Here is a 19,091-nt window from a genome sequence, read left to right as displayed (position 1 = left end):
GGTGCCCGTCGGCGGGGTGACCAGGTCGTCCACCGCCCGGGTGACAGGGGCGTGGGACGCACCCGTCCTTACAGGCCGAGCAGCTCGCGGGCCTCGGTGGTGGTCAGCGGCGGGCGCTGGGCGAGCTGGGCGAAACCCACCGCGCGGGCGACCAACTGCATGTTGGACTCCACCGGGCGGCCCTTCGCGTACGTCACCGTGTCCTCCATACCGACGCGCAGGTGCCCGCCCGTCGACAGCGCGGCCAACAGCACTGGGAGGGTGCTGCGGCCGACGCCGGTGGCCGAGAAGGTGGTGCCCTCGGGCAGGTCGCGCAGCATCCGATGGGCGGCGACAAGCGTCTCGGTGGTGCCCGGCATGCCGCCCGGCACCCCCATCACGAAGTCGACGTGCACGTGCCCGCCGGCCGGCAGCCCGTACTTGCCGAGCAGTCGCTGCAACGCGGACAGGTGGCCGAGGTCGAAGATCTCGTACTCCGGAACGATCCCGCGCTCCTGCATCCGGGTGTGCAGGTCGACGATGAACTCCCAGCGGTTGAGGAAGACGTCGTCGCCGAAGTTGACGGTGCCCATGGTGCAGGAGGCCATGTCCGGCCGGGCGTCGAGCACGGCCAGCCGGGCGGCCTCCGGGTCGGTCACCGCCCCGCCGGAGGAGAGCTGCACGATCAGGTCGGTGCTGGCCCGCAGCGCCGCCACCGTGTCGGCCAGCCGCACCGGGTCCAGCGTCGGCCGGGCCTCGTCGTCGCGGATGTGGACGTGGATCACTGCGGCGCCGAGCGCCTCGCACTCCTTCGCGGTGAGCAGCAGCTCGTCGAGGGTCACCGGCAGGGCCGGCACCTCCGCCTTGGCCGACTCCGCGCCGGTCGGAGCCACCGTGATCAACGTCCCTGTCGTCATGCCGGCGATCCTAGACGGCCCGCTCAGGAGGGGTCGATCGCCGCCGCGGTCTCCCCGATCATCAGCGCGGCGTCGTCCGGGACGTTCCGCTTCAGCACCGCGAGGGCGACCTGGCCCAGCTCGTGGTGCAGCACGGCGGTGCCGACGAAGCCGACCGCCCGACCGTCGAGGGTCACCGGCGTACCGGCGGTCGGCGGCTGATCGGTGGTCACCCCGTCCAGGTGCAGCAGGACGAGGCGACGCGGCGGCCGGCCCATGTTGTGCACCCGGGCCACCGTCTCCTGCCCCCGGTAACAACCCTTGTCCAGGTGCACCGCCGGGCCGATCAGATCCACCTCGGCGGGAATGGTCCGGTGGTCGGTGTCCACCCCGACCCGGGGCTGCCGGGCGGCCACCCGGATCGCCTCGTACGCCCACAGGCCGGCGACCGGCACGCCCGCGCCACGCAGCTCGGCCACCACCTGATCCATTGCCGGGCGGGGCACCAGCAGGTCCACCCCGAGCAGGCCCCGTCGTGCCCAGCCGCCGATCGGCAGCGGTTTGACGTCGTACCGGACGCTCGCCCGTGGTGGGACGGCGCCGGCGGCGAACTTCGGGCCGGGCACCGCGACCAGGTCCGGTTCGGCCAGCCCGGTCACGCCGAGCGTGGCCAGCGCCTCCGTCGCCGCCGGCCCGACAAGCGACAGCAACGCCCGTTCGGCGGTCGCGTCGCGCGGGTCGACCCGGCTGAAGAACCGCATCTTCTCCAGGTAGGTCAGCAGGCCCTCGGTCGCACCCGGCTCGGTGTCCAGCCACGCCGTCTCGCCGTCCTCGGCGACGAGCGCGTGCTGCTCGACGTGGCCGTGCGGGGAGAGCACCAGCAGCTCGGTGCCCTCACCGGCGGCCAGCGTCGTCAGGTACTGCGAGGTGATCGTGTGCAACCACCCGGCGCGCTCCTCCCCGGGCACCGCGATGACCCCCCGGTGCGACCGGTCGACCAGGCCGACCTCGGTGTCGAGGGTGCGCTGCTCACGCAGCGGGTCGCCGTAGTGCGCGGCCACCCCCCGCACCCCGGCCGCGACGTGCGCCGGATCCGGCTGGTCGCGGCTGGCCTCGTCGATGCTCTCGACGGCCACCGCACCCGCGATGTCGATCATTTGTTGTCCCCGTTCTCGCAGCGTGCGCAGACGCCGAAGAGTGACACGTGCCCGATATCCACCCGGAACCCGCGCTGCGCGACCAACTCGTCGGCGAGTGGGCGGAGCAGCAGCGGATCGATCTCGTCGATCGCCCCACACTCCCGGCAGACCAGGTGGACGTGCTGGTGCTCACCCGCGGCGTGATAGGTCGGTGAGCCGTGCGACAGGTGGGTGTGGGTGACCAGGCCGAGCCGTTCCAGCAGCTCCAGCGTGCGGTAGATGGTGGTGATGTTGACGCCGGCGGCGACCTCCCGGACCGCGGTGTGCACCTGCTCCGGTGTGGCGTGGCCCAGATCGAGCACCGCCTGGAGGACGAGCTGCCGCTGGGCCGTCAGCCGCAGCCCACGGGCCCGCAGCATTTCCGCGAGGGAGGATTCGGACACCCTCCGATCATAGTTCGGCCACCATGCCGGTCCGCGCACCGCGATCGACCGCCGCTACGCTCGACGGTCATGGTGACGACGCCCACCGGTACGACCGCGACCCAGCCGACCACGCGAATCGCCGTCCTCGGGCGCGGCCCGGTGGCGGCCGGCGATCCGGTGCTCCGCGGTGACGACCTCGGCGTCCTCCGTGGCGACGGCCTCTTCGAGACCATGCACCTCCGTCAGGGCCGGCCGTGGCTGCGCGACGAACACCTGGCCCGCCTGGTCGCGGCCGCCGACGCCGTCGAACTGGCCGTGCCGCCCACCGCGGCGCTGATCGACCTGCTCGACGAGGTACGCGCAGGCTGGCCAGCGGCTGTGGAAGGGACACTTCGGCTGGTCTGCACGCGAGGCCCGGAGAGCGGCGGACCGCCGACGGTCTACGCCACGCTGGCCGAGGTGCCGGCGGCCTCCCGGGCAGCCCGCCGGGACGGGATCGGGGTGGCCACCCTGCCGCTCGGGGTGCCCGCCGACGCCCGCAACGGGCTGAGCTGGCTGCCCGCCGGGATCAAATCCACGTCGTACGCGGTCAACAGCGCCGCCCGCCGCTGGGCCAACCGGGCCGGGGTGGACGACGTGCTGTGGGTCTCCTCCGACGGGTACGCCCTGGAGGGCCCCTGGGCCAACGTGGTGTGGCTCACCGACGACACGCTCTGCACGGTGCCGGCCGCCACCACCGGCATCCTCGCCGGCACGACAGTCGCCTGGCTGCTCGCCCACGCCGGCGAGCTGGGCCTGAACGCCGCCGAGCGGATGGTGACCACCGCCGAGCTGCACGCGGCGGACGGCGTGTGGTTCACCTCGTCCGTGCGCGGGGCCGTCGAGGTCCACACGCTGGACGGGGTGCGTCGGGACCGCTGCCCGCGCACCCCCGCCCTACAGTCCCTGCTGGGTTACCCCGTCTAGCGCCTGTGCCAAAAGCCCCTGGCCGGCCTGCGGCGGGCCCAGGGCGTTGACACCAACCCTGGTCAGCCGCCGACCCGGACGAGCCGGGCGGAGAGGTGCGGGCTGAGCCCGTGCCCCATCGCGGCCATCTCCTGGGCGTAGAGCAGCGCGCCCTCGACGATGCCGAAGAGCCGCTTCCCGCCGGTGACCTCCTTGGCGGTCGGAGTGCGTACCACCGCGTCGGTGGCCAACTCCACCTGCGTGCCGGTGCGCTTGCCCAGGTGCAGCTCCATCACCCCCGTGGGCGTGGTCAGCAGCACCTCCAGCTCATCTGTCGCGCGTCCGTCCACCAGCACCGGTCGCCACCAGCCGATCTCACGGCCGGCCGGCCGGACCGGCCTGCTCTGCTCGTCCAGGATCCAGGCACGGGACTCGTAGTGCAGGAACGGTCGGCCGTCGTGGCTGATCCGGATCTCCTGCGCGTAGTCGAAATCCTCGATGGTGGGGAAACCACCCTTGCCCCGGCCGCGCCACAGACCGACGTAGGGCAGCAGGCCGTCCAGCGCGGGATGCAGCTTCGGCCCGACCCGCAGGTCGTGACTCTCCTCGAACGGGTACTCCTCGACCGGCGGCGCGTTCAGCCACGGCGGCTGCAGCGGATTCTCGTCGCTCACCAGCGTCACCAGCGTCCTCTCGAAATGCGTACGGCAAGGTAGACCAGGCCACCGGCGAGCCCGCCCAGGCCAGCGACCAACAGGCTGACAAACCCGATCTCGGTAACCATCCCGGCCATCCTATGCTGGGCCACATGGCCCGCACTCTCGTCGTCAAGGTCACCGCGGGGGCGGACGCCCCGGAGCGGTGCGCACAGGCATTCACGGTCGCCGCGACGGCCGTCGCGGCCGGAGTGGACGTGTCGCTCTGGTTGACCGGTGAGTCGACCTGGTTCGCCCTGCCCGGTCGTGCGCAACAGTTCGAGCTGCCGCACTCCGCGCCGCTGGCCGAGCTGTTGCACGTCATCCTGACCAGCGGCCGGGTGACGGCCTGCACCCAGTGCGCGGCCCGCCGGGAGATCGGCCCGGACGACGTCCTGCCCGGGGTCCGGATCGCGGGTGCGGCGGTCTTCGTCGAGGAGGCGATGGCCGAGGGCGCGCAGGCGCTCGTCTACTGACCGGCCCGACGCGGGCTGTCGATTCGAGCGGAGTGCCGATACCGACCCGACAACTCGGGCGGCTGCCTACGATTCGGATGTGACCGAGGCGACGGAGAGGTTCTTCGAAGCACTGCCGTCGCGCGCCCCCGACGTCCTGGGCGGCCTGGCCGACGGAACCCTGCAGATCGACCTCGGCGACGACCACCGGACCGAGCACTGGCTGGTCCGGATGCGGCCCGGGTCGGTGCAGGTCAGCCGCGGGCGCGGGCCGGCCGACGCGATCTGGTACAGCAGCGCCGCGCTCTTCGACCGGCTGATCACCGGTGAGGCCCAGGGTGTCGCCGCGGTGCTGCGCAACGAGAGCACGTTCAGCGGCAACGTGGTGCTCTTCCTCGCCTTCCGGCGGTTCTTCCCGAACCCGCCCGGCACCCGCGACCCCCGCGAAACGGCGCGCCGCGCAGCCGGACGGCCGGCGTGAAGGAACTCGTCAGCATCCTGGACGGCAACACCTTCCTGGTCAGCGACCGGCGGGGAGACATCGAACCGTCCTACGACTTCCCCACCGGGCTGTTCTCCTTCGACACCCGATTCCTGTCCACCTGGGTGCTCACCCTGGACGGCGAACGGCTGCACGCCCTCTCCGTCGACGCCACCGAGTCGTACCGCACCAAGTTCTTCCTCGCCCCCGGGGAACCCACGCACTATCTGGACGCGAAGGCGTCGGTGATCCGCAGCCGGGCGATCGTGGGCAGCTTCGAGGAGGAGCTGACCGTGCTCAACCACCTCGGCGCGGAGTCCGAGTGCACCATCCGCATCGAGGTCGGGGCCGACTTCGCCGACCTGTTCGAGATCAAGAACTCTCGGCAGAAGCGGGGCCGGACCACCGTCTCGGTCGCCGAGAACGAGCTGCGGCTGACCTACCGGCGGGAGGCGTTCCACCGGGAGATGGTGGTCACCACAAGTGCGCCCGCGCAGGTCGACGCCACCGGGATGACCTTTCAGGTCCGGATCGCCCGCAACAGCACGTGGACCACCCGGCTGCACGTGTCAAGCGTCGTCTACGGGGCGCGTGGCGAGGACATCCGGGCCACCCTGCCGTACGGGGGCAGCCGCAACGCGGACGCCATCCGGGCCGAGCAGCAGGAGCTGATCGACCGGGCGCCGAAACTCGGGTGCGACTGCGAGCCGTTGGCCGGGGCGTACCGGCGCAGCCTCAACGACCTGGCCGCCCTGCGCTACGAGTCGATCGCCCTGGGCGTGCGGCTGATCGCCGCGGGACTGCCCTGGTTCATGACCCTGTTCGGCCGGGACAGCATCATCACCTCACTGCAGGTGCTGCCGTTCCTGCCGGAGCTGGTCCCGCCGACAATCCTGATGCTGGCCGGACTACAGGGGCACCGGGTGGACGACTTCCGGGACGAGGAGCCCGGCAAGATCCTGCACGAGCTGCGGTACGGGGAGACCGCCGGCTTCGAGGAGCAGCCACACTCGCCGTACTACGGGTCGGCCGACTCGACACCACTGTTCGTCATCCTGCTCGACGAGTACGAGCGTTGGACGGGTGACTCCACGCTTGTGCGACGGCTGGAGCCGCAGGTCCGCGCGGCGTTGCAGTGGATCGACACCTACGGCGACCTGCTCGGCACCGGCTACCTGTGGTATCAGACCCGCAACCCGGAGACCGGCCTACAGAACCAGTGCTGGAAGGACTCCTGGGACGCCATCTCGTACGCCGACGGCCAACTGCCCGGCTTCCCCCGGGCCACCTGCGAGTTGCAGGGGTACGCGTACGACGCGAAGATCCGGGCGGCCCGGCTGGCCCGGACCTTCTGGAACGACCCGGAGTACGCCGACGAGCTGGAGCGGCAGGCCGCCGATCTCAAACGGCGGTTCGACCGTGACTTCTGGATCGCCGACCGCGAGTACTACGCGCTCGCGCTGGACGCCGACGGCCGGCAGGTGGACGCGCTGACCTCGAACATCGGGCACCTGCTGTGGAGCGGCATCGTGGACGAGTCGCGTGCCGGCAAGGTGGTCGAGCACCTGCTCGGGCCACGCCTGTTCTCCGGCTGGGGGGTGCGGACGCTCGCCGCGGACCAGGGGCGCTACAACCCGATCGGCTACCACGTGGGCACGGTGTGGCCGTTCGACAACTCGATCATTGCCTGGGGGTTGTGGCGGTACGGCTTCCGGGAGGAGGCCGGCAAGCTCTGCGACACGATGCTCGCCGCGTCCCGGTACTTCGAGGGGCGGCTGCCGGAGGCGTTCGCCGGCTACGCCCGGGACCTCACCGACTACCCGGTGGAGTACCCGACCGCGTGCAGCCCTCAGGCCTGGTCGACAGGCACTCCGCTGCTGCTGCTGCGGGTGATGCTGGGGTTGGAGCCGCAGGGCGAGCACCTGATCATCGACCCGGCCGTGCCGCCGGGGATGGGTCGGGTCGAGCTGCTGGACATCCCCGGCCGCTGGGGCATGGTCGACGCGTTGGGGCGCAGCCGCGACCCGGAGGACCAGCCGGGCGGCGGCTGACCCGGGCGGGTTGCCCCGCTCAGTTCGGGCAGCCGACGGTGGCGGCCAGTCGGGTGGCGTCCGGCGCGAGGTCGGCGAACACCGTGACCGGGCCGGCGCGGTACGCGTACACCGGGGGTTGGTCCAGCAGTGGGGTGTTGCCGGCCAGCGGGGCGAGGGCGTCCTTCGACGCGGCCGGGCCGGGACCGGCCGCGGACCGCGCGGTGCGGGCCAACCCGCCGCCCGGGCAGGGCGCCACGACCAACTCCGGCGGGGCGTCACCGGGCCGGCCGAGCGCCGTCAGCGCGGCGGTCAGGGCCGCGGCTTCCGGGCCGGCAGCAGGCGACAGGCCTGGCCAGTAGCCGGAGCCGACCGGCCGGCAACCGGTGTCGACGAGCAACAGCACCCGGCCGTCCACGGTCGGGCGCCCCACGACGGCCACGAACTCGCCGGCGTCGGCGTGCAGCTCGGGGCCGTCCAGGCCGGGGCCGACCCCGGCCCGCCAACTCGCCGGCAGCCGATCGGCGATGCCGGTCAGGACGGCCTGCTCGCTGCCGGTGGGCGCGAGCACGCCGACCTCGCGTCGCAGCCTCGCCCCGTCGGCGAACGGGGTGACCCGGCAGCCCGACACGACCCGCGGCGGGCTCAGCTCCAGCAGCCCGCCCACACCGGCCGCCCGGGCAAGCTCGCCGACCGCCCGGTCGACCACCAGACCGGCTTGGTCCAGGGAACGCTGCTCGCGCACGGTCGGCGGATCCTGGCGGACCGACATCCAGGTGAGCAGGGCCAACAGCAGGGCCCAGGCCACGGTCGCGGCCAGCAGCCAACGCCGCCACGACCGGGCGGGTGCCGGCGCGGCGGGACCGGCCGAAGAGGCCCAACCCGTCTGGACAGCACCGCTCACCCGGTCATGGTGTCACGCCTGCGCCGCCGCCCCGGCAGCGGAGGCGGTGGTTCCACATCCCGCTCGGTGGTTGCGCCGGACTCGGCCCCCGCCGACAACCAGAGCAGGATGCGCGCCTACTGACGTGGCGGGAAACGACCGGGGCCGGTCACCCGTGTGGGTGACCGGCCCCGGTCGATCAGAGCGGTGGGTCAGACGACGGTGACGGCAACCTCGTTGACGCCCCGACCGGCGGTGATGGCGGTGTCGCCGTTGCCGTGCCGGGACAGTGCGCGCAGGGTCCAGGAACCAGGCGCGGCGAAGAACCGGAACTGACCGGCGGCCGAGGTCACCACCTCGGCGGTGAACTCGCCGGTCGAGTCGAGCAGCCGGACGTACGCGCCCGGCACCGGCTCGTCCTCGGCAGAGCGGACGATGCCGGTGATGACGGTTTCCTTCTCCAGGTCCAGGCTGGCCGGCAGCGGTGCGGCCTGGTCAGGTGCGGCGCAACCAGCGGCGGTGGGGAGAGTCATGATCAGGCCTCCCCGGGTTCGTCGCCGAGCGCGACCGGCACGCCGACCAGCGAGCCGTACTCGGTCCAGGAGCCGTCGTAGTTCTTGACGTTGCGGTGACCCAGCAGCTCCTGGAGCACGAACCAGGTGTGCGAGGAGCGCTCGCCGATGCGGCAGTAGGCGATGGTCTCCTTGCCGTCGTCGAGGCCCGCGTCGCCGTAGATCCGGCGCAGCTCGTCGTCGGACCGGAAGGTGCCGTCCTCGTTGGCCGCCTTGGACCACGGGACGCTGATCGCGGTGGGGATGTGGCCGGCCCGCTGCGCCTGTTCCTGGGGCAGGTGGGCAGGGGCGAGCAGGCGGCCGGCGAACTCGTCGGGGCTGCGCACGTCGACCAGGTTCTTGGTGCCGATCGCGGCGACGACCTCGTCGCGGAACGCCCGGATGGAGGTGTCCGGCTCCTGCGCGACGTACTGCGTCGCCGGGCGGGCCGCCGCCTCGGTGACCAGCGGACGGGCATCCAGCTCCCACTTCTTGCGACCGCCGTCGAGCAGCTTCACGTCGCGGTGGCCGTAGAGCTTGAAGTACCAGTACGCATACGCGGCGAACCAGTTGTTGTTGCCGCCGTAGAGGATGACGGTGTCGTCGTTGCTGATGCCCCGCTCGGAGAGCAGCGCCTCGAACTGGGTCTTGTTGACGAAGTCCCGGCGGACCTGGTCCTGCAGGTCGGTCTTCCAGTCAATCTTGATGGCGCCGGCGATGTGGCCGGTGTCGTAGGCCGAGGTGTCCTCGTCGACCTCGACGAAGACGACGCCCGGGGCGTCGAGGTTCTTCTCGGCCCACTCGGCCGAAACGAGTGCGGTGTCGCGACTCATCGAATCACTCCCTGGTGAGGATGGATGGTGAGCCAACGCGCGAGATCGATGGGTGTAACTGTCGCACCACGCGCGGACCCAGCGGAAGGATGGATCACGGGTTCGTGCGACGGCGCCGCTGCCGGGCGTTCGGTGGGATTTACCGGAGGGTGCGAGAACCCTGTGCCGGTGGCCGCCATAAGGCGGCCGGAGACAGCCCCGCCGTCAGATGACGGGGCGACACAGGCAGGTGGCCACGCGGCACAGGTCGACCGCGCGCCGTTTGGTGAGGTGGGTCCCCATGAGCAGGGAGCCTACCAGCCGGTGACCGTGCTGCCACTGAGCCGACCACCATCCGGGAACGACCCGGGCCAGCGCGGCCCGGGTCGCGGCTCAGCTGGCGGAATTGATCGGCACGTTCTTCGCGTCGGCGGTGACCGCCAACCCCTCCGGCAGCGGGCGGACCTCCCGGACGGCGAGCTGGAACGGCAGGTCGGGCAGGGGTACGTCGATGGAGATGCTCTTGGCGTAGTTGCTCACGAGGGCCCGGGCCAACGGCAGGTTCGGCAGGCCCGCGGCGTCCAACTCGTTGAAACGCAGGGCGACCGCGCCGTTGTCGGCGACCGTGACGTCGGCGGTGCCGCTGACCGTGAGCTTCTGACCGAGGATGTCGACCGGGGCCGTGACGGCGAGCTTGCCGTTCTGCTCGCCGAGGGTGAGGCCGGGCCGCTTCAGCAGGGCGGCAAGACTCTCGTAGCTGATCGTGCCCGTGCCCTTGACGGTGTCCGCCACGACGTCACCCTGGCCGCTGCGCAGGGTGTCCAGTGCGGCCCGCACGTTGCGAGCGTCCACGTTGAGCACCGGCAACAGCACGGTGTCGCCCTCGACCGGGGCCTGCACGTCCCGCAGTTTGATCGAGATCCGCTCATAGCGGCCGTCGAGCACCTGGGTGAGGAACGGGACTCCGGCGACCTCCACGTCCGGCTTGGTGGACTGCGCGCCCTGCTTGGCGACCTCCTGCTGGACGCGTTCACCGATCATCCGCTCGGCGACCCCGACCGCCACCCGGTCGGCGACCACCAGCAACCCGGCCAGCAGCAGGAGCAGCACGAACAGCCCGATGAGCAGCTTGCGGCCGCGGCGTCGGGGTCGCGCCTCGTCCACCGGATAGTCCTGCGCCACGCCGCCTCCTGTCTCCGCCCGCCGAGCTGACGGGTCGTCCGTGCCGGTGCCGCAGCGCGGCGCACCCATAGGTACCCGACCGACTCCGGGCTCAACCGTGACTCAGAGGAACAGCATGCACATGGCGTACGCGGCGGGCGCCGCGAGGGCGAACCCGCCGAGCGGACCCTGCATGTGCCGAGCCACCCACATCGTGGGCGTCTCGCCGGCCATCAGCCGGCCCGCCTCCGCGTACCCCACGGCGAGATCGGAGAGGACGGCGGTGACCGCCGCGACCAGGCCGATCACGGCGGCCCGGGTCGGCGTGAAGGGAGCCACCAGGTAGCTGCCCAGCAGCGCGCTGGTGAGCGTGCCGACCATCGCGCCGGCGACCACCCCGGCGGCGCCCCGCGGCACCTGCGGAGCCAGCCGGGGCCAGGGCAGCACGGCGTCGGTCAACCGGGCGACGGTCAGCGCGACACCGCTCGCCGTCAGGCAGACGGTGATCGCCTGGGTGCCGGCCGGAATCCGACTGAGCACGATCAGGGTGCCGAAGGCCACCACCCCGACCACGATGAGCAGCGTGGCGCCGAGCGAGTCGGTGACCCGGACCCGGTCGACCCGGCGGACCAACTGGCCGAGCACCGCGGCGAGGAACCCACCGGCGGCCAGGTAGCCCAGCGGCGCCAGGCCGGCGACGTCGGTCTGCACCGCGGCGATGTCGACGAGCGCCGCGACCGCGGCGCTGATCCCGGCGACCACCAGCAGCGCCGGCGGTCGCATCGCCATGGTCCAGGCGAGCACGAACAGCAACTGGACGCCGAAGATGATGAAGGCGAACGGCAGGCGGTGACCGGGGCCAGACGTCTGCGCGCCGAGCACCAGACCGACACCGAGCAACGCGGCGAAGCCGGCGATGGTCACCGCCAACTGGCGGCGCACGTCGACCGGGGGTACGACCTCCTCCTCCGGCTCGTCGACCTCGTCCTCGGAGCGGCGAGCCGGCTCACCGGCGCGACGGGCACGACGAGGCCCACCCCGCACGCGGCGGTCGCCGTCGGTGGTGGCCGGACCGGTACGCGGCGCGGGCGGGTGGCCGCGGGACGGCGTGGCGGCCGGACCCGGGTGGGGCCCGGCGGGCCACGATTCGCGGCCGGCCTCGGGCGACGTGGAGGGAAACACGACCCGATCGTGCCAGACCGACCGCCCGACGCGGTGGTCATGGGTTTCGGCAACGTTAAAACCTGGGCCACGATCAGGGGCAAGGTAGACAAACAGGAAATGGCCTGACGGCGCGGCCGAGGCGATCGGTTACGCTCAACCCGTTACCCGCCCGTCAGCGACGCCGGGACCACGCAATTTCTCAGCGCGCTCCCTCGTGAGTGTGTCTGGTCGCGTGCGGCCGTGCGCCGCCGGGACGGAGGTGATCGTGGAGATCCTGCTGTTGGTGACCGCACGCGCAGGTGAACCGTCGGCTGTGCTGCCGGCACTCGACCTGTTGCCGCACTCGGTCCGCACCGCGCCGCGTGACGTTCGCACCCTGGTCGCGGGCCCCAGCCCGGACGCGGTGCTGGTGGACGCTCGATCGGAGTTGAGCGAGGCCCGCGCGACCTGTCGCATGCTGCACGCCACCGGGCTCGGCGTGCCGCTGGTCGCGGTGGTGACCGAAGCCGGCCTGATCGCACTCAACGCCGACTGGGGCGTCGACGACGTCATCCTCGCCTCGGCCGGCCCCGCCGAGGTCGAGGCCCGGCTGCGGCTGGCGGTGGGCCGGCTGAGCAACGCGACAGCTGGCGCGGGCGGCTCGATCCGGGCCGGCGAGCTGAACATCGACCCGGACACCTACGCGGCCAAGCTCAAGGGTCGCCCGCTCGACCTCACCTACAAGGAGTTCGAGCTGTTGAAGTTCCTGGCCCAGCACCCCGGTCGGGTGTTCACCCGGGACCAGCTCCTGCGCGAGGTCTGGGGCTACGACTACTTCGGCGGCACCCGCACGGTGGACGTGCACGTCCGGCGGTTGCGCGCCAAGCTCGGCTCGGAGTACGAGTCGATGATCGGCACCGTGCGCCAGGTCGGCTACAAGTTCGTCGTCCCGCCGTCGCGATCGTTGCCCGAGGCGGAGCACGCGCCACTGCCCGTCTGACCCGCGAGTCGCCCCGGGCAATTTCCCATATGCCCTTTTTGCGCAGCTTGGTAGTCCTATTCTGACTGCCGGGTTTGTCGGAGAAAGGGGCGACTGTGCGTGCAGTGACCACGGGGGCGACGGGCCGGCCTGACCGGCCAGCCGGGCAGCAGTCGTGACACGGGGCAACTCGACCGTGCGGGCGGCGGGGATCGTGACGGTGGTGGTGGCGGCCCTGCTCGGCTCGGCGTACGCGCTGGGCCGCAGCCTCGTCCCCGACCAGGTCCCGGGGCACTCCACCGGGGCCACGACGAACGCCGACGGGCCGCACTACGCCGACCAGCCCGGCGGCGGCGAGCCGAGCGGCACCCCGAGTGCCAGCTCCGGCCCCGCCGAGACCGGTCAGGACGGTACGGGGCAGGACGCCGGCGGCGACAACCTGTTCGGCGCGCACGCCACCTCCGGCTCCCGCCGGCTCGCGCTGACGTTCGACGACGGCCCGGACCCGCGGTACACCCCGCAGGTCCTCGCCATGCTGCGCGAATTCGACGTGCGGGCCACGTTCTGCGTGGTCGGCGAGAACGCGCAGAACCACCCCGACCTGATCCAGGCGATCGTCGACGAGGGGCACACCCTGTGCAACCACTCGTGGCACCACGACGTCGGCCTGGGTGCCCGATCGGCCGACGCCATCCGCTCCGACCTCCTGCGCACCAACGAGGCGATCCGGGCGGCGGTGCCGAACGCGCCGATCGTCTGGTACCGCCAGCCCGGCGGCGCCTGGACGTACCCCGTGGTGACGGTGGCCCGGCAACTCGGCATGACCCCGCTGCACTGGTCGGTGGACCCGTCGGATTGGGAACTCCCCGGCGCCAACAAGATCACCACGACCGTCCTGACCCAGGCCGCACCGGGCTCGGTGGTACTGCTGCACGACGCCGGCGGCAACCGACAGGGCACGGTGGACGCGCTGCGCCGGATCCTGCCCGACCTGACCGCGCGGTTCGAGCTGGAGGCACTGCCCACCGACCCGACGTGAGGCGCGGCTTTACGGCGACGGTCCGGGCGTTCCGAGACGCTTTACGGCGACGGTCCGGGCGTTGCGAGACGCAGCGGATACGGTGACGGGATGAGCAGCGCGGAGCCGACCAGCGACCAGGTGACCCGGACCGACCGACTGGCACCGGCGGAGATCGCCGACGTGTTGGCCCTCGCCAGCGCCGCGGGCGACACCGACGGCGCGGATCCGCTGGACGAGCACGTCCTGCTCCGCCTCCGCGACTCGGACGCCCCCGCCCTGCACCTCATCGCCCGCGCCGACGACGGCACCCTCACCGGGTACGCGCACCTGGACACCACCGACCCGGTCGGCGGGATCGGGGTCGAGCTGGTGGTGCACCCCGCGTACCGGCGGCGGGGCACCGGTCGCGCGCTGGCCCGGGGCGTACTCGCCTCGGCCACCGGGCCGCTGCGGGCGTGGGCGCACGGCGACCACCCGTCCGCCGCGGCGCTCGGCGTCGACCTCGGGTTCACCCGGGCCCGGGTGCTCTGGCAGTTGCGCCGGCCGCTGGCGGCCCCGCTGGGCGAGCCGCGCCTGCCCGACGGGGTGGTGCTGCGCGCGTTCCGCCCCGGGGCGGACGACACGGCCTGGCTGACCCTCAACTCACGCGCCTTCGCCGAGCACCCCGAGCAGGGGCGGTGGACCTCGGACGACCTGCGCGTCCGCCTCGCCGAGCCGTGGTTCGACCCGGCCGGCTTCCTGCTCGCCGAGGAGACCGCGACAGGTCGACTGCTCGGCTTCCACTGGACCAAGGTGCACGAGCGCCCGGGGTCGGCCCGGATCGGTGAGGTGTACGTGCTGGGCGTGGAGCCGACCGCGCACGGTGGCGGGCTCGGCCGGGCCCTGACCACCGCCGGGCTGGCGTACCTGCGGGACAGTCGGGGCCTGGACCGGGTGATGCTCTACGTGGACGAGTCGAACTCCGGGGCGGTCGCGCTCTACGAGCGGATGGGCTTCGCCCGCTGGTCCGCGCACATCAACTACCACCTGGGCTGACCGTCGACCCGCTTCCCGGCCGATCACCGCGCGGTAACGGCCGGGCTTCGGCGGCATAACACTGAACCGGAAATATGCCCATACTTCCGACAGGTGCGCCCGAGTTCACTTAACGGACAACTCACCCTCAGCAAGCGGTCATCTTGGCGGCCGTACGTGTTCACCCTGCGTTCACTTGCGACCGGCGAACCGGCTACCTGGCACTTCTAACTTTCGTGTCAGCCGGTCAGTGCCGGTCCTCGGGCCCCGGCATCGGGGTGCCAAGTCAGACGCGAAGGGAAACCCCTCAGGTGAAGCTCCAGCGGTACGGCACTCTTGCCTGCCTCGCTCTTACTGCGACGCTCGGTCTCAGTGCTTGCGGCTCGGACAACAACGAGCCCAGCACCAGCGCTTCGGGCTCGGCCGCCGCGGCCGACTGCGCCACCGGAACGGTGAACGCCCAGGGTTCGTCGGCACAGAAGAACGCCATGGACGAGTGGATCAAGGCGTACCAGCAGAAGTGCCAGGGCGTCACGATCAACTACGAGCCCTCCGGCTCCGGCGCCGGCATCACCGCGTTCATCAACGGCACCGCGGACTTCGCCGGCTCCGACTCCGCGCTCAAGCCGGAGGAGCAGCCGAAGGCCGACGCCAAGTGCGCCGGCGGCGCCGCCATCAACCTGCCGATGGTGATCGGCCCGGTGGCCATCGCCTACAACCTCAACGGCGTGGACAACCTCCAGGTCAAGCCGGCCACCCTGGCGAAGATCTTCGCCGGCAAGGTGACCAAGTGGGACGACCCGGCGATCAAGGCCGACAACCCGGACGCCAAGCTGCCGTCGACCGCCATCCAGGCGGTGCACCGCTCGGACGAGTCGGGCACCACCGACAACTTCACCAAGTTCCTCTCCAAGACCGCCGAGGCGGACTGGACCCTGGGCAACGCGAAGGCCTGGAAGGCCCCGGGTGGCGTGGGTGCCGCCAAGTCGGACGGTGTTGCCAGCAAGATCAAGGGCACCGACGGCACCATCGGCTACGTCGAGTGGTCGTACGCCGAGAACGCCAGCCTGAAGATGGCCAAGGTCGGCAACGGCGCGGGCGAGTTCGCCGCGCTGACCGCCGAGTCGGCCGGCAAGACGATCGCCGGGGCCAAGATCGAGGGCCAGGGCGACGACCTCAAGATGTCGATCGACTACAACACCAAGGAGGCCGGGGCGTACCCGATCGTCCTGGCGACGTACGAGATCGTCTGCAGCAAGGGCCTCGCAGCCGACAAGCTGAAGCTGGTCAAGGGCCTGCTCGGCCACGCCGCCAGTGCCGAGGGCCAGGCCTCTCTCACCGAGCTGGGCTACGCCCCGCTGCCGGAGACGGTCCGCACCAAGGTCGAGACCGCGGTCAAGAACCTCTCCTGACCCGAACCCACCACCTCAGCAACCGAATCGAGCGAGCAGATGGGTGAAACCCCTCACCGCTCGGCCGACGCCGGCACCGGCGGGACGCGCGTGACCCAGAGTCACGAGTGGCCCGCCGGTGCCTCGGCGCGTGTGGCCGAGGCACCAGTCAGCACCCGTTCCCCTGACGGCTCCGGCCTGGGCGGCGGTGGCGCGCTGCCCCGGGCCCGCGCCTTCGGCGCCGAGCGGGCCTTCCACGGCCTCACCCTGGCCGCCGGCACGACGGTCCTGGTCATCATCGTCGCCATCGCGGTCTTCCTGATCGCCAAGGCGATTCCGGCGCTACGGGCCAACTCCGCCAGCTTCTGGACCTACGAGGGCTGGTTCCCGAACGACGACCCGCCCACGTTCGGCATCGGCGCGCTCGCCTTCGGTACGGTGCTCACGGCCGCACTGGCGCTGCTCATGGCGGTGCCGGTGGCGATGGGCATCGCGCTCTACCTGTCCCACTACGCGCCCCGGCGGCTCGGCAACGCACTCGGCTTCCTGATCGACCTGCTGGCCGCCGTGCCGAGCGTGGTGTTCGGCCTCTGGGGGCGCGACTACCTCATCGGCCCGGTCACCGATCTCTCCGGCTGGCTGAACAAGTACTTCGGTTGGATCCCGATCTTCGGCGGCGACGGCCCGTACGGAAACTCGATCCTGCTCGGCTCCCTGGTGCTGGCGATCATGGTGCTGCCGATCATCACCTCGCTGACCCGTGAGGTGTTCCGGCAGACCCCGACCGCGAACGAGGAGGCCGCCCTCGCGCTGGGCGCCACCCGGTGGGAGATGCTGCGCACCGCGGTCCTGCCGTACGGGCGGCCCGGCATCATCGCCGCGGTGATGCTCGGACTGGGTCGGGCGCTCGGCGAGACCATCGCGCTGGCGCTGACCCTCGGCGCCACCTACAGCATCTCGTTCAACGTGCTCGAGTCCGGCGGCAACACCATCGCCGCCAACATCGCCAACCGCTTCGCCGAGGCGAACGACACCGGTCGCGGGGCTCTGATCGCGTCCGGTCTGGTGCTGTTCGCGATCACGCTGGTCGTCAACATCATCGCGCGGGCGATCATCTACCGCCGCCGGGAGTTCACGGAGTCCGCCGCATGAGCGCCACGATCACCTCACACCGCACCCGGCCGCCGGTCCAGCCGGACACGTTGCGGGCCCGGCGGCTGCCCGCGTACGCCGCACCGGCCATCGCCGTGGCCGCGCTGGTCCTCGCCGCCGCGATCGTCTACGGCGCGAGCATCGGCGGGCCCGTCCTCGTCATCGTGCTGGGCGCGGTGCTGTACCTGGTCGGTCTCTTCGCGGCGTCCAACGCCGTCGAGGGGCGACGAGCGGCCCGCAACCGCACCTGGAGCGCGCTGATCCACTCGGCGTTCGTGCTGGCCGTGGTGCCGCTGGTCTCGGTGGTCTGGACGCTGCTCAGCAAGGGTGTCCAGCGGTTGGATGCCGACTTCTTCCTCACCTCGATGAACAACATCGGCGCCCGGGACCCGAACGGCGGCGCCTACCACGCCATCATCGGCACCCTGGAACAGGTCGGCATCGCCGTCCTGATCACCGTGCCGCTCGGGCTGCTCTGCGCCATCTACATCGTCGAGTACGGCCGGGGCAAGTTCGCCTTCGCGATCCGCTTCTTCGTCGACGTGATGACCGGTATCCCGTCGATCGTCAGCGGCCTGTTCGTGCTGGCGTTCTGGGTGCTGATCGTCTCGCCGTGGTTCAACGACGGCCGACCGAGCTTCTCCGGCTTCGCCGCCGCGCTGGCCCTCGCGGTGCTGATGCTGCCGACCATCGTCCGCTCCACCGAGGAGATGCTGCGCCTCGTTCCGGCACCGCTGCGGGAGGGCGCGTACGCCCTGGGTGTGCCCAAGTGGAAGACCATCCTGCGGGTGGTGCTTCCCACCGCACTCCCGGGCATCGTCACCGGCGTCATGCTCGCCATCGCCCGCGCGGCTGGCGAGACCGCCCCGGTGCTGCTGATCGCCGGCGGTGGCGCCGCGATCAACTTCAACCCGTTCGAGAACAACCAGTCGTCTCTCTCCCTCTACGTCTACCAGCAGGCCGGCAACGCGTCGAAGTACGCCCCGGACCGCGCGTGGACAGCGGCACTCACCCTGGTCGCCCTCGTGCTCATCCTGACGATCGCGGCGAAGTTGCTGGCCCGTCGCAACAGGCTCAGCCGATGAACCCCGGAGGTACCACCATGGCCAAGCGCGTCTCCGCCTCGAACGTCACCGCGTACTACGGCGGGTTCAAGGCGATCGAGAACATCAACCTGACCGTCGAGCCGAAGACCGTCACCGCCCTGATCGGGCCGTCCGGTTGCGGCAAGTCGACGTTCCTGCGGTCGATCAACCGGATGCACGAGGTGCTGCCGGGTGCCCGGGTCGAGGGCAGCCTGACCATCGACGACCAGGACATCTACCACCGCGAGGTGGACGTCACCGCGGTCCGGCGCACGATCGGCATGGTCTTCCAGCGGCCGAACCCCTTCCCCACCATGAGCATCTTCGAGAACGTGGTGGCGGGCCTGAAGCTCAACGGGGTCCGCAAGAAGTCGATCCTGGAGGACGCGGCCGAGAAGGCGCTGCGCTCGGCGAACCTGTGGGACGAGGTCAAGGACCGGCTGGGCAAGCCCGGCGCGGGCCTCTCCGGCGGTCAGCAGCAGCGGCTCTGCATCGCCCGGACCATCGCGGTCGAGCCGCAGGTCGTCCTGATGGACGAGCCGTGCTCGGCCCTGGACCCGATCTCCACGCTGGCGATCGAGGACCTGATGTTCCAGCTCAAGGACAAGTTCACGATCATCATCGTGACCCACAACATGCAGCAGGCCGCGCGGGTGTCGGACCGGACCGCCTTCTTCTCGATCGAGAAGACCGGCGACCCGGGTCGGCTGATCGAGTACGACAACACCCAGAAGATCTTCAGCAACCCGAGCGTGAAGAAGACCGAGGACTACATCACCGGCCGCTTCGGCTGAGCCGCTGGTCTCCTCCGCTCTCCTCCGCGACGCGGGCGGTCCGTCTCCGGACGGACCGCT

The 19,091-nt window shown here is 71.4% G+C and carries 22 protein-coding genes; 11 read left to right on the top strand and 11 right to left on the bottom strand.

From position 1 onward, the window contains the following. Positions 1-68: 68 nt before the first annotated feature. The 3 genes from AB0B57_RS12365 to AB0B57_RS12355 are packed head-to-tail and all read right to left on the bottom strand — an operon-like array spanning position 69 to position 2,457. Entirely contained in the window at positions 69-896 is an 828-nt protein-coding gene (locus tag AB0B57_RS12365; RefSeq protein WP_357068245.1) for a 3-keto-5-aminohexanoate cleavage protein, read from the bottom strand. 23 nt (positions 897-919) lie between these two features. After that, on the bottom strand, positions 920-2,032 hold the full coding sequence (locus tag AB0B57_RS12360; RefSeq protein WP_357068243.1) for a folate-binding protein: 1,113 nt from the start codon (positions 2,030-2,032) through the stop codon (positions 920-922). Beyond that, the gene (locus AB0B57_RS12355) at positions 2,029-2,457 is read right to left on the bottom strand and encodes a Fur family transcriptional regulator (RefSeq protein WP_357068241.1); all 429 of its coding nucleotides are present in this window, start codon (positions 2,455-2,457) and stop codon (positions 2,029-2,031) included. The genes AB0B57_RS12360 and AB0B57_RS12355 overlap by 4 nt, the downstream gene beginning before the upstream one ends. Before the next feature lie 69 nt (positions 2,458-2,526). Here AB0B57_RS12355 and AB0B57_RS12350 point away from each other — a divergent pair, with 69 nt between their 5' ends. Then, the gene (locus AB0B57_RS12350; RefSeq protein ID WP_357068239.1) at positions 2,527-3,405 is read left to right on the top strand and encodes an aminotransferase class IV; all 879 of its coding nucleotides are present in this window, start codon (positions 2,527-2,529) and stop codon (positions 3,403-3,405) included. A 62-nt stretch (positions 3,406-3,467) separates the two neighbouring features. On the opposite strand, the gene AB0B57_RS12345 is transcribed toward AB0B57_RS12350, so the two are convergent. Further along, positions 3,468-4,058, bottom strand: coding sequence for an FABP family protein (locus AB0B57_RS12345; protein ID WP_357068237.1), 591 nt, complete (start codon positions 4,056-4,058; stop codon positions 3,468-3,470). Between the two features lie 5 nt (positions 4,059-4,063). After that, complete coding sequence (gene mtfM, locus AB0B57_RS12340; RefSeq protein WP_030327764.1) at positions 4,064-4,168, bottom strand: small membrane protein MtfM; 105 nt, start codon at positions 4,166-4,168, stop codon at positions 4,064-4,066. Positions 4,169-4,180: 12 nt separating this feature from the next. On the opposite strand from mtfM, the gene AB0B57_RS12335 reads away from it, so the two are divergent. The 3 genes from AB0B57_RS12335 to AB0B57_RS12325 all read left to right on the top strand — a co-directional run bounded on the left by AB0B57_RS12335 (position 4,181) and on the right by AB0B57_RS12325 (position 7,066). Continuing rightward, positions 4,181-4,555 carry a DsrE family protein gene (locus AB0B57_RS12335; RefSeq protein ID WP_204942287.1) on the top strand — a complete coding sequence of 125 codons (375 nt, stop codon included), beginning with the start codon at positions 4,181-4,183 and terminating at the stop codon, positions 4,553-4,555. 79 nt (positions 4,556-4,634) lie between these two features. Further along, positions 4,635-5,015, top strand: a complete 381-nt coding sequence (locus AB0B57_RS12330; RefSeq protein ID WP_357068235.1) for an SCP2 sterol-binding domain-containing protein — start codon at positions 4,635-4,637, stop codon at positions 5,013-5,015. Then, complete coding sequence (locus AB0B57_RS12325; protein ID WP_357068232.1) at positions 5,012-7,066, top strand: glycogen debranching N-terminal domain-containing protein; 2,055 nt, start codon at positions 5,012-5,014, stop codon at positions 7,064-7,066. The genes AB0B57_RS12330 and AB0B57_RS12325 overlap by 4 nt, the downstream gene beginning before the upstream one ends. Before the next feature lie 19 nt (positions 7,067-7,085). On the opposite strand, the gene AB0B57_RS12320 is transcribed toward AB0B57_RS12325, so the two are convergent. The 6 genes from AB0B57_RS12320 to AB0B57_RS12295 form a co-directional block, all read right to left on the bottom strand. Further along, on the bottom strand, positions 7,086-7,949 hold the full coding sequence (locus AB0B57_RS12320; protein WP_357068230.1) for a hypothetical protein: 864 nt from the start codon (positions 7,947-7,949) through the stop codon (positions 7,086-7,088). Positions 7,950-8,140: 191 nt separating this feature from the next. Beyond that, complete coding sequence (locus AB0B57_RS12315) at positions 8,141-8,461, bottom strand: DUF1416 domain-containing protein (RefSeq protein ID WP_357068228.1); 321 nt, start codon at positions 8,459-8,461, stop codon at positions 8,141-8,143. Positions 8,462-8,463: 2 nt separating this feature from the next. Continuing rightward, complete coding sequence (locus AB0B57_RS12310) at positions 8,464-9,312, bottom strand: sulfurtransferase (protein ID WP_357068226.1); 849 nt, start codon at positions 9,310-9,312, stop codon at positions 8,464-8,466. 204 nt (positions 9,313-9,516) lie between these two features. Further along, the gene (locus AB0B57_RS12305) at positions 9,517-9,594 is read right to left on the bottom strand and encodes an Ms5788A family Cys-rich leader peptide (RefSeq protein ID WP_310503780.1); all 78 of its coding nucleotides are present in this window, start codon (positions 9,592-9,594) and stop codon (positions 9,517-9,519) included. Between the two features lie 90 nt (positions 9,595-9,684). Continuing rightward, on the bottom strand, positions 9,685-10,473 hold the full coding sequence (locus AB0B57_RS12300) for a DUF2993 domain-containing protein (protein WP_357068224.1): 789 nt from the start codon (positions 10,471-10,473) through the stop codon (positions 9,685-9,687). Positions 10,474-10,575: 102 nt separating this feature from the next. After that, positions 10,576-11,634, bottom strand: a complete 1,059-nt coding sequence (locus tag AB0B57_RS12295; RefSeq protein ID WP_357068222.1) for a hypothetical protein — start codon at positions 11,632-11,634, stop codon at positions 10,576-10,578. A 241-nt stretch (positions 11,635-11,875) separates the two neighbouring features. Between AB0B57_RS12295 and AB0B57_RS12290 the strand changes: the two genes are divergently transcribed. The 7 genes from AB0B57_RS12290 (at position 11,876) to pstB (ending at position 19,031) form a co-directional block, all read left to right on the top strand. Further along, positions 11,876-12,595, top strand: a complete 720-nt coding sequence (locus AB0B57_RS12290; protein WP_192580148.1) for a response regulator transcription factor — start codon at positions 11,876-11,878, stop codon at positions 12,593-12,595. A gap of 154 nt (positions 12,596-12,749) precedes the next feature. After that, the gene (locus tag AB0B57_RS12285) at positions 12,750-13,613 is read left to right on the top strand and encodes a polysaccharide deacetylase family protein (RefSeq protein ID WP_357068220.1); all 864 of its coding nucleotides are present in this window, start codon (positions 12,750-12,752) and stop codon (positions 13,611-13,613) included. A gap of 90 nt (positions 13,614-13,703) precedes the next feature. Continuing rightward, the gene (mshD, locus tag AB0B57_RS12280) at positions 13,704-14,630 is read left to right on the top strand and encodes a mycothiol synthase (RefSeq protein ID WP_357068218.1); all 927 of its coding nucleotides are present in this window, start codon (positions 13,704-13,706) and stop codon (positions 14,628-14,630) included. A 290-nt stretch (positions 14,631-14,920) separates the two neighbouring features. Beyond that, positions 14,921-16,021 carry a phosphate ABC transporter substrate-binding protein PstS gene (pstS, locus tag AB0B57_RS12275; protein ID WP_357068215.1) on the top strand — a complete coding sequence of 367 codons (1,101 nt, stop codon included), beginning with the start codon at positions 14,921-14,923 and terminating at the stop codon, positions 16,019-16,021. A 39-nt stretch (positions 16,022-16,060) separates the two neighbouring features. Further along, positions 16,061-17,152 (top strand): phosphate ABC transporter permease subunit PstC, encoded by a 1,092-nt coding sequence (gene pstC / locus AB0B57_RS12270; protein WP_357068213.1) that lies wholly within the window; start codon positions 16,061-16,063, stop codon positions 17,150-17,152. Next, positions 17,149-18,237: a phosphate ABC transporter permease PstA gene (gene pstA / locus AB0B57_RS12265; RefSeq protein WP_357068211.1), complete on the top strand. Its 1,089-nt coding sequence runs from the start codon at positions 17,149-17,151 to the stop codon at positions 18,235-18,237. The genes pstC and pstA overlap by 4 nt, the downstream gene beginning before the upstream one ends. 17 nt (positions 18,238-18,254) lie before the next feature. After that, positions 18,255-19,031, top strand: coding sequence for a phosphate ABC transporter ATP-binding protein PstB (gene pstB / locus AB0B57_RS12260; protein WP_357068446.1), 777 nt, complete (start codon positions 18,255-18,257; stop codon positions 19,029-19,031). Positions 19,032-19,091: the final 60 nt, after the last annotated feature.

The organism is Micromonospora sp. NPDC049101 (assembly GCF_040648675.1).
Classification (GTDB): Bacteria; Actinomycetota; Actinomycetes; order Mycobacteriales; family Micromonosporaceae; genus Micromonospora.
Note: the sequence above shows the minus strand (reverse complement) of the source record. Positions and strands in the feature narration are given on the sequence as shown.

Excerpts from the sequence above, each read along its gene's own strand:
- pstC (WP_357068213.1), top strand. The coding sequence starts at position 16,061 with ATGGGTGAAACCCCTCACCGCTCGGCCGACGCCGGCACCGGCGGGACG.
- AB0B57_RS12350 (WP_357068239.1), top strand. The coding sequence starts at position 2,527 with ATGGTGACGACGCCCACCGGTACGACCGCGACCCAGCCGACCACGCGA.
- pstA (WP_357068211.1), top strand. The coding sequence starts at position 17,149 with ATGAGCGCCACGATCACCTCACACCGCACCCGGCCGCCGGTCCAGCCG.
- pstB (WP_357068446.1), top strand. The coding sequence starts at position 18,255 with ATGGCCAAGCGCGTCTCCGCCTCGAACGTCACCGCGTACTACGGCGGG.
- mtfM (WP_030327764.1), bottom strand. The coding sequence starts at position 4,168 with ATGGTTACCGAGATCGGGTTTGTCAGCCTGTTGGTCGCTGGCCTGGGC.
- mshD (WP_357068218.1), top strand. The coding sequence starts at position 13,704 with ATGAGCAGCGCGGAGCCGACCAGCGACCAGGTGACCCGGACCGACCGA.
- AB0B57_RS12310 (WP_357068226.1), bottom strand. The coding sequence starts at position 9,312 with ATGAGTCGCGACACCGCACTCGTTTCGGCCGAGTGGGCCGAGAAGAAC.
- AB0B57_RS12335 (WP_204942287.1), top strand. The coding sequence starts at position 4,181 with ATGCTGGGCCACATGGCCCGCACTCTCGTCGTCAAGGTCACCGCGGGG.
- AB0B57_RS12315 (WP_357068228.1), bottom strand. The coding sequence starts at position 8,461 with ATGACTCTCCCCACCGCCGCTGGTTGCGCCGCACCTGACCAGGCCGCA.
- AB0B57_RS12360 (WP_357068243.1), bottom strand. The coding sequence starts at position 2,032 with ATGATCGACATCGCGGGTGCGGTGGCCGTCGAGAGCATCGACGAGGCC.
- AB0B57_RS12305 (WP_310503780.1), bottom strand. The coding sequence starts at position 9,594 with ATGGGGACCCACCTCACCAAACGGCGCGCGGTCGACCTGTGCCGCGTG.
- AB0B57_RS12365 (WP_357068245.1), bottom strand. The coding sequence starts at position 896 with ATGACGACAGGGACGTTGATCACGGTGGCTCCGACCGGCGCGGAGTCG.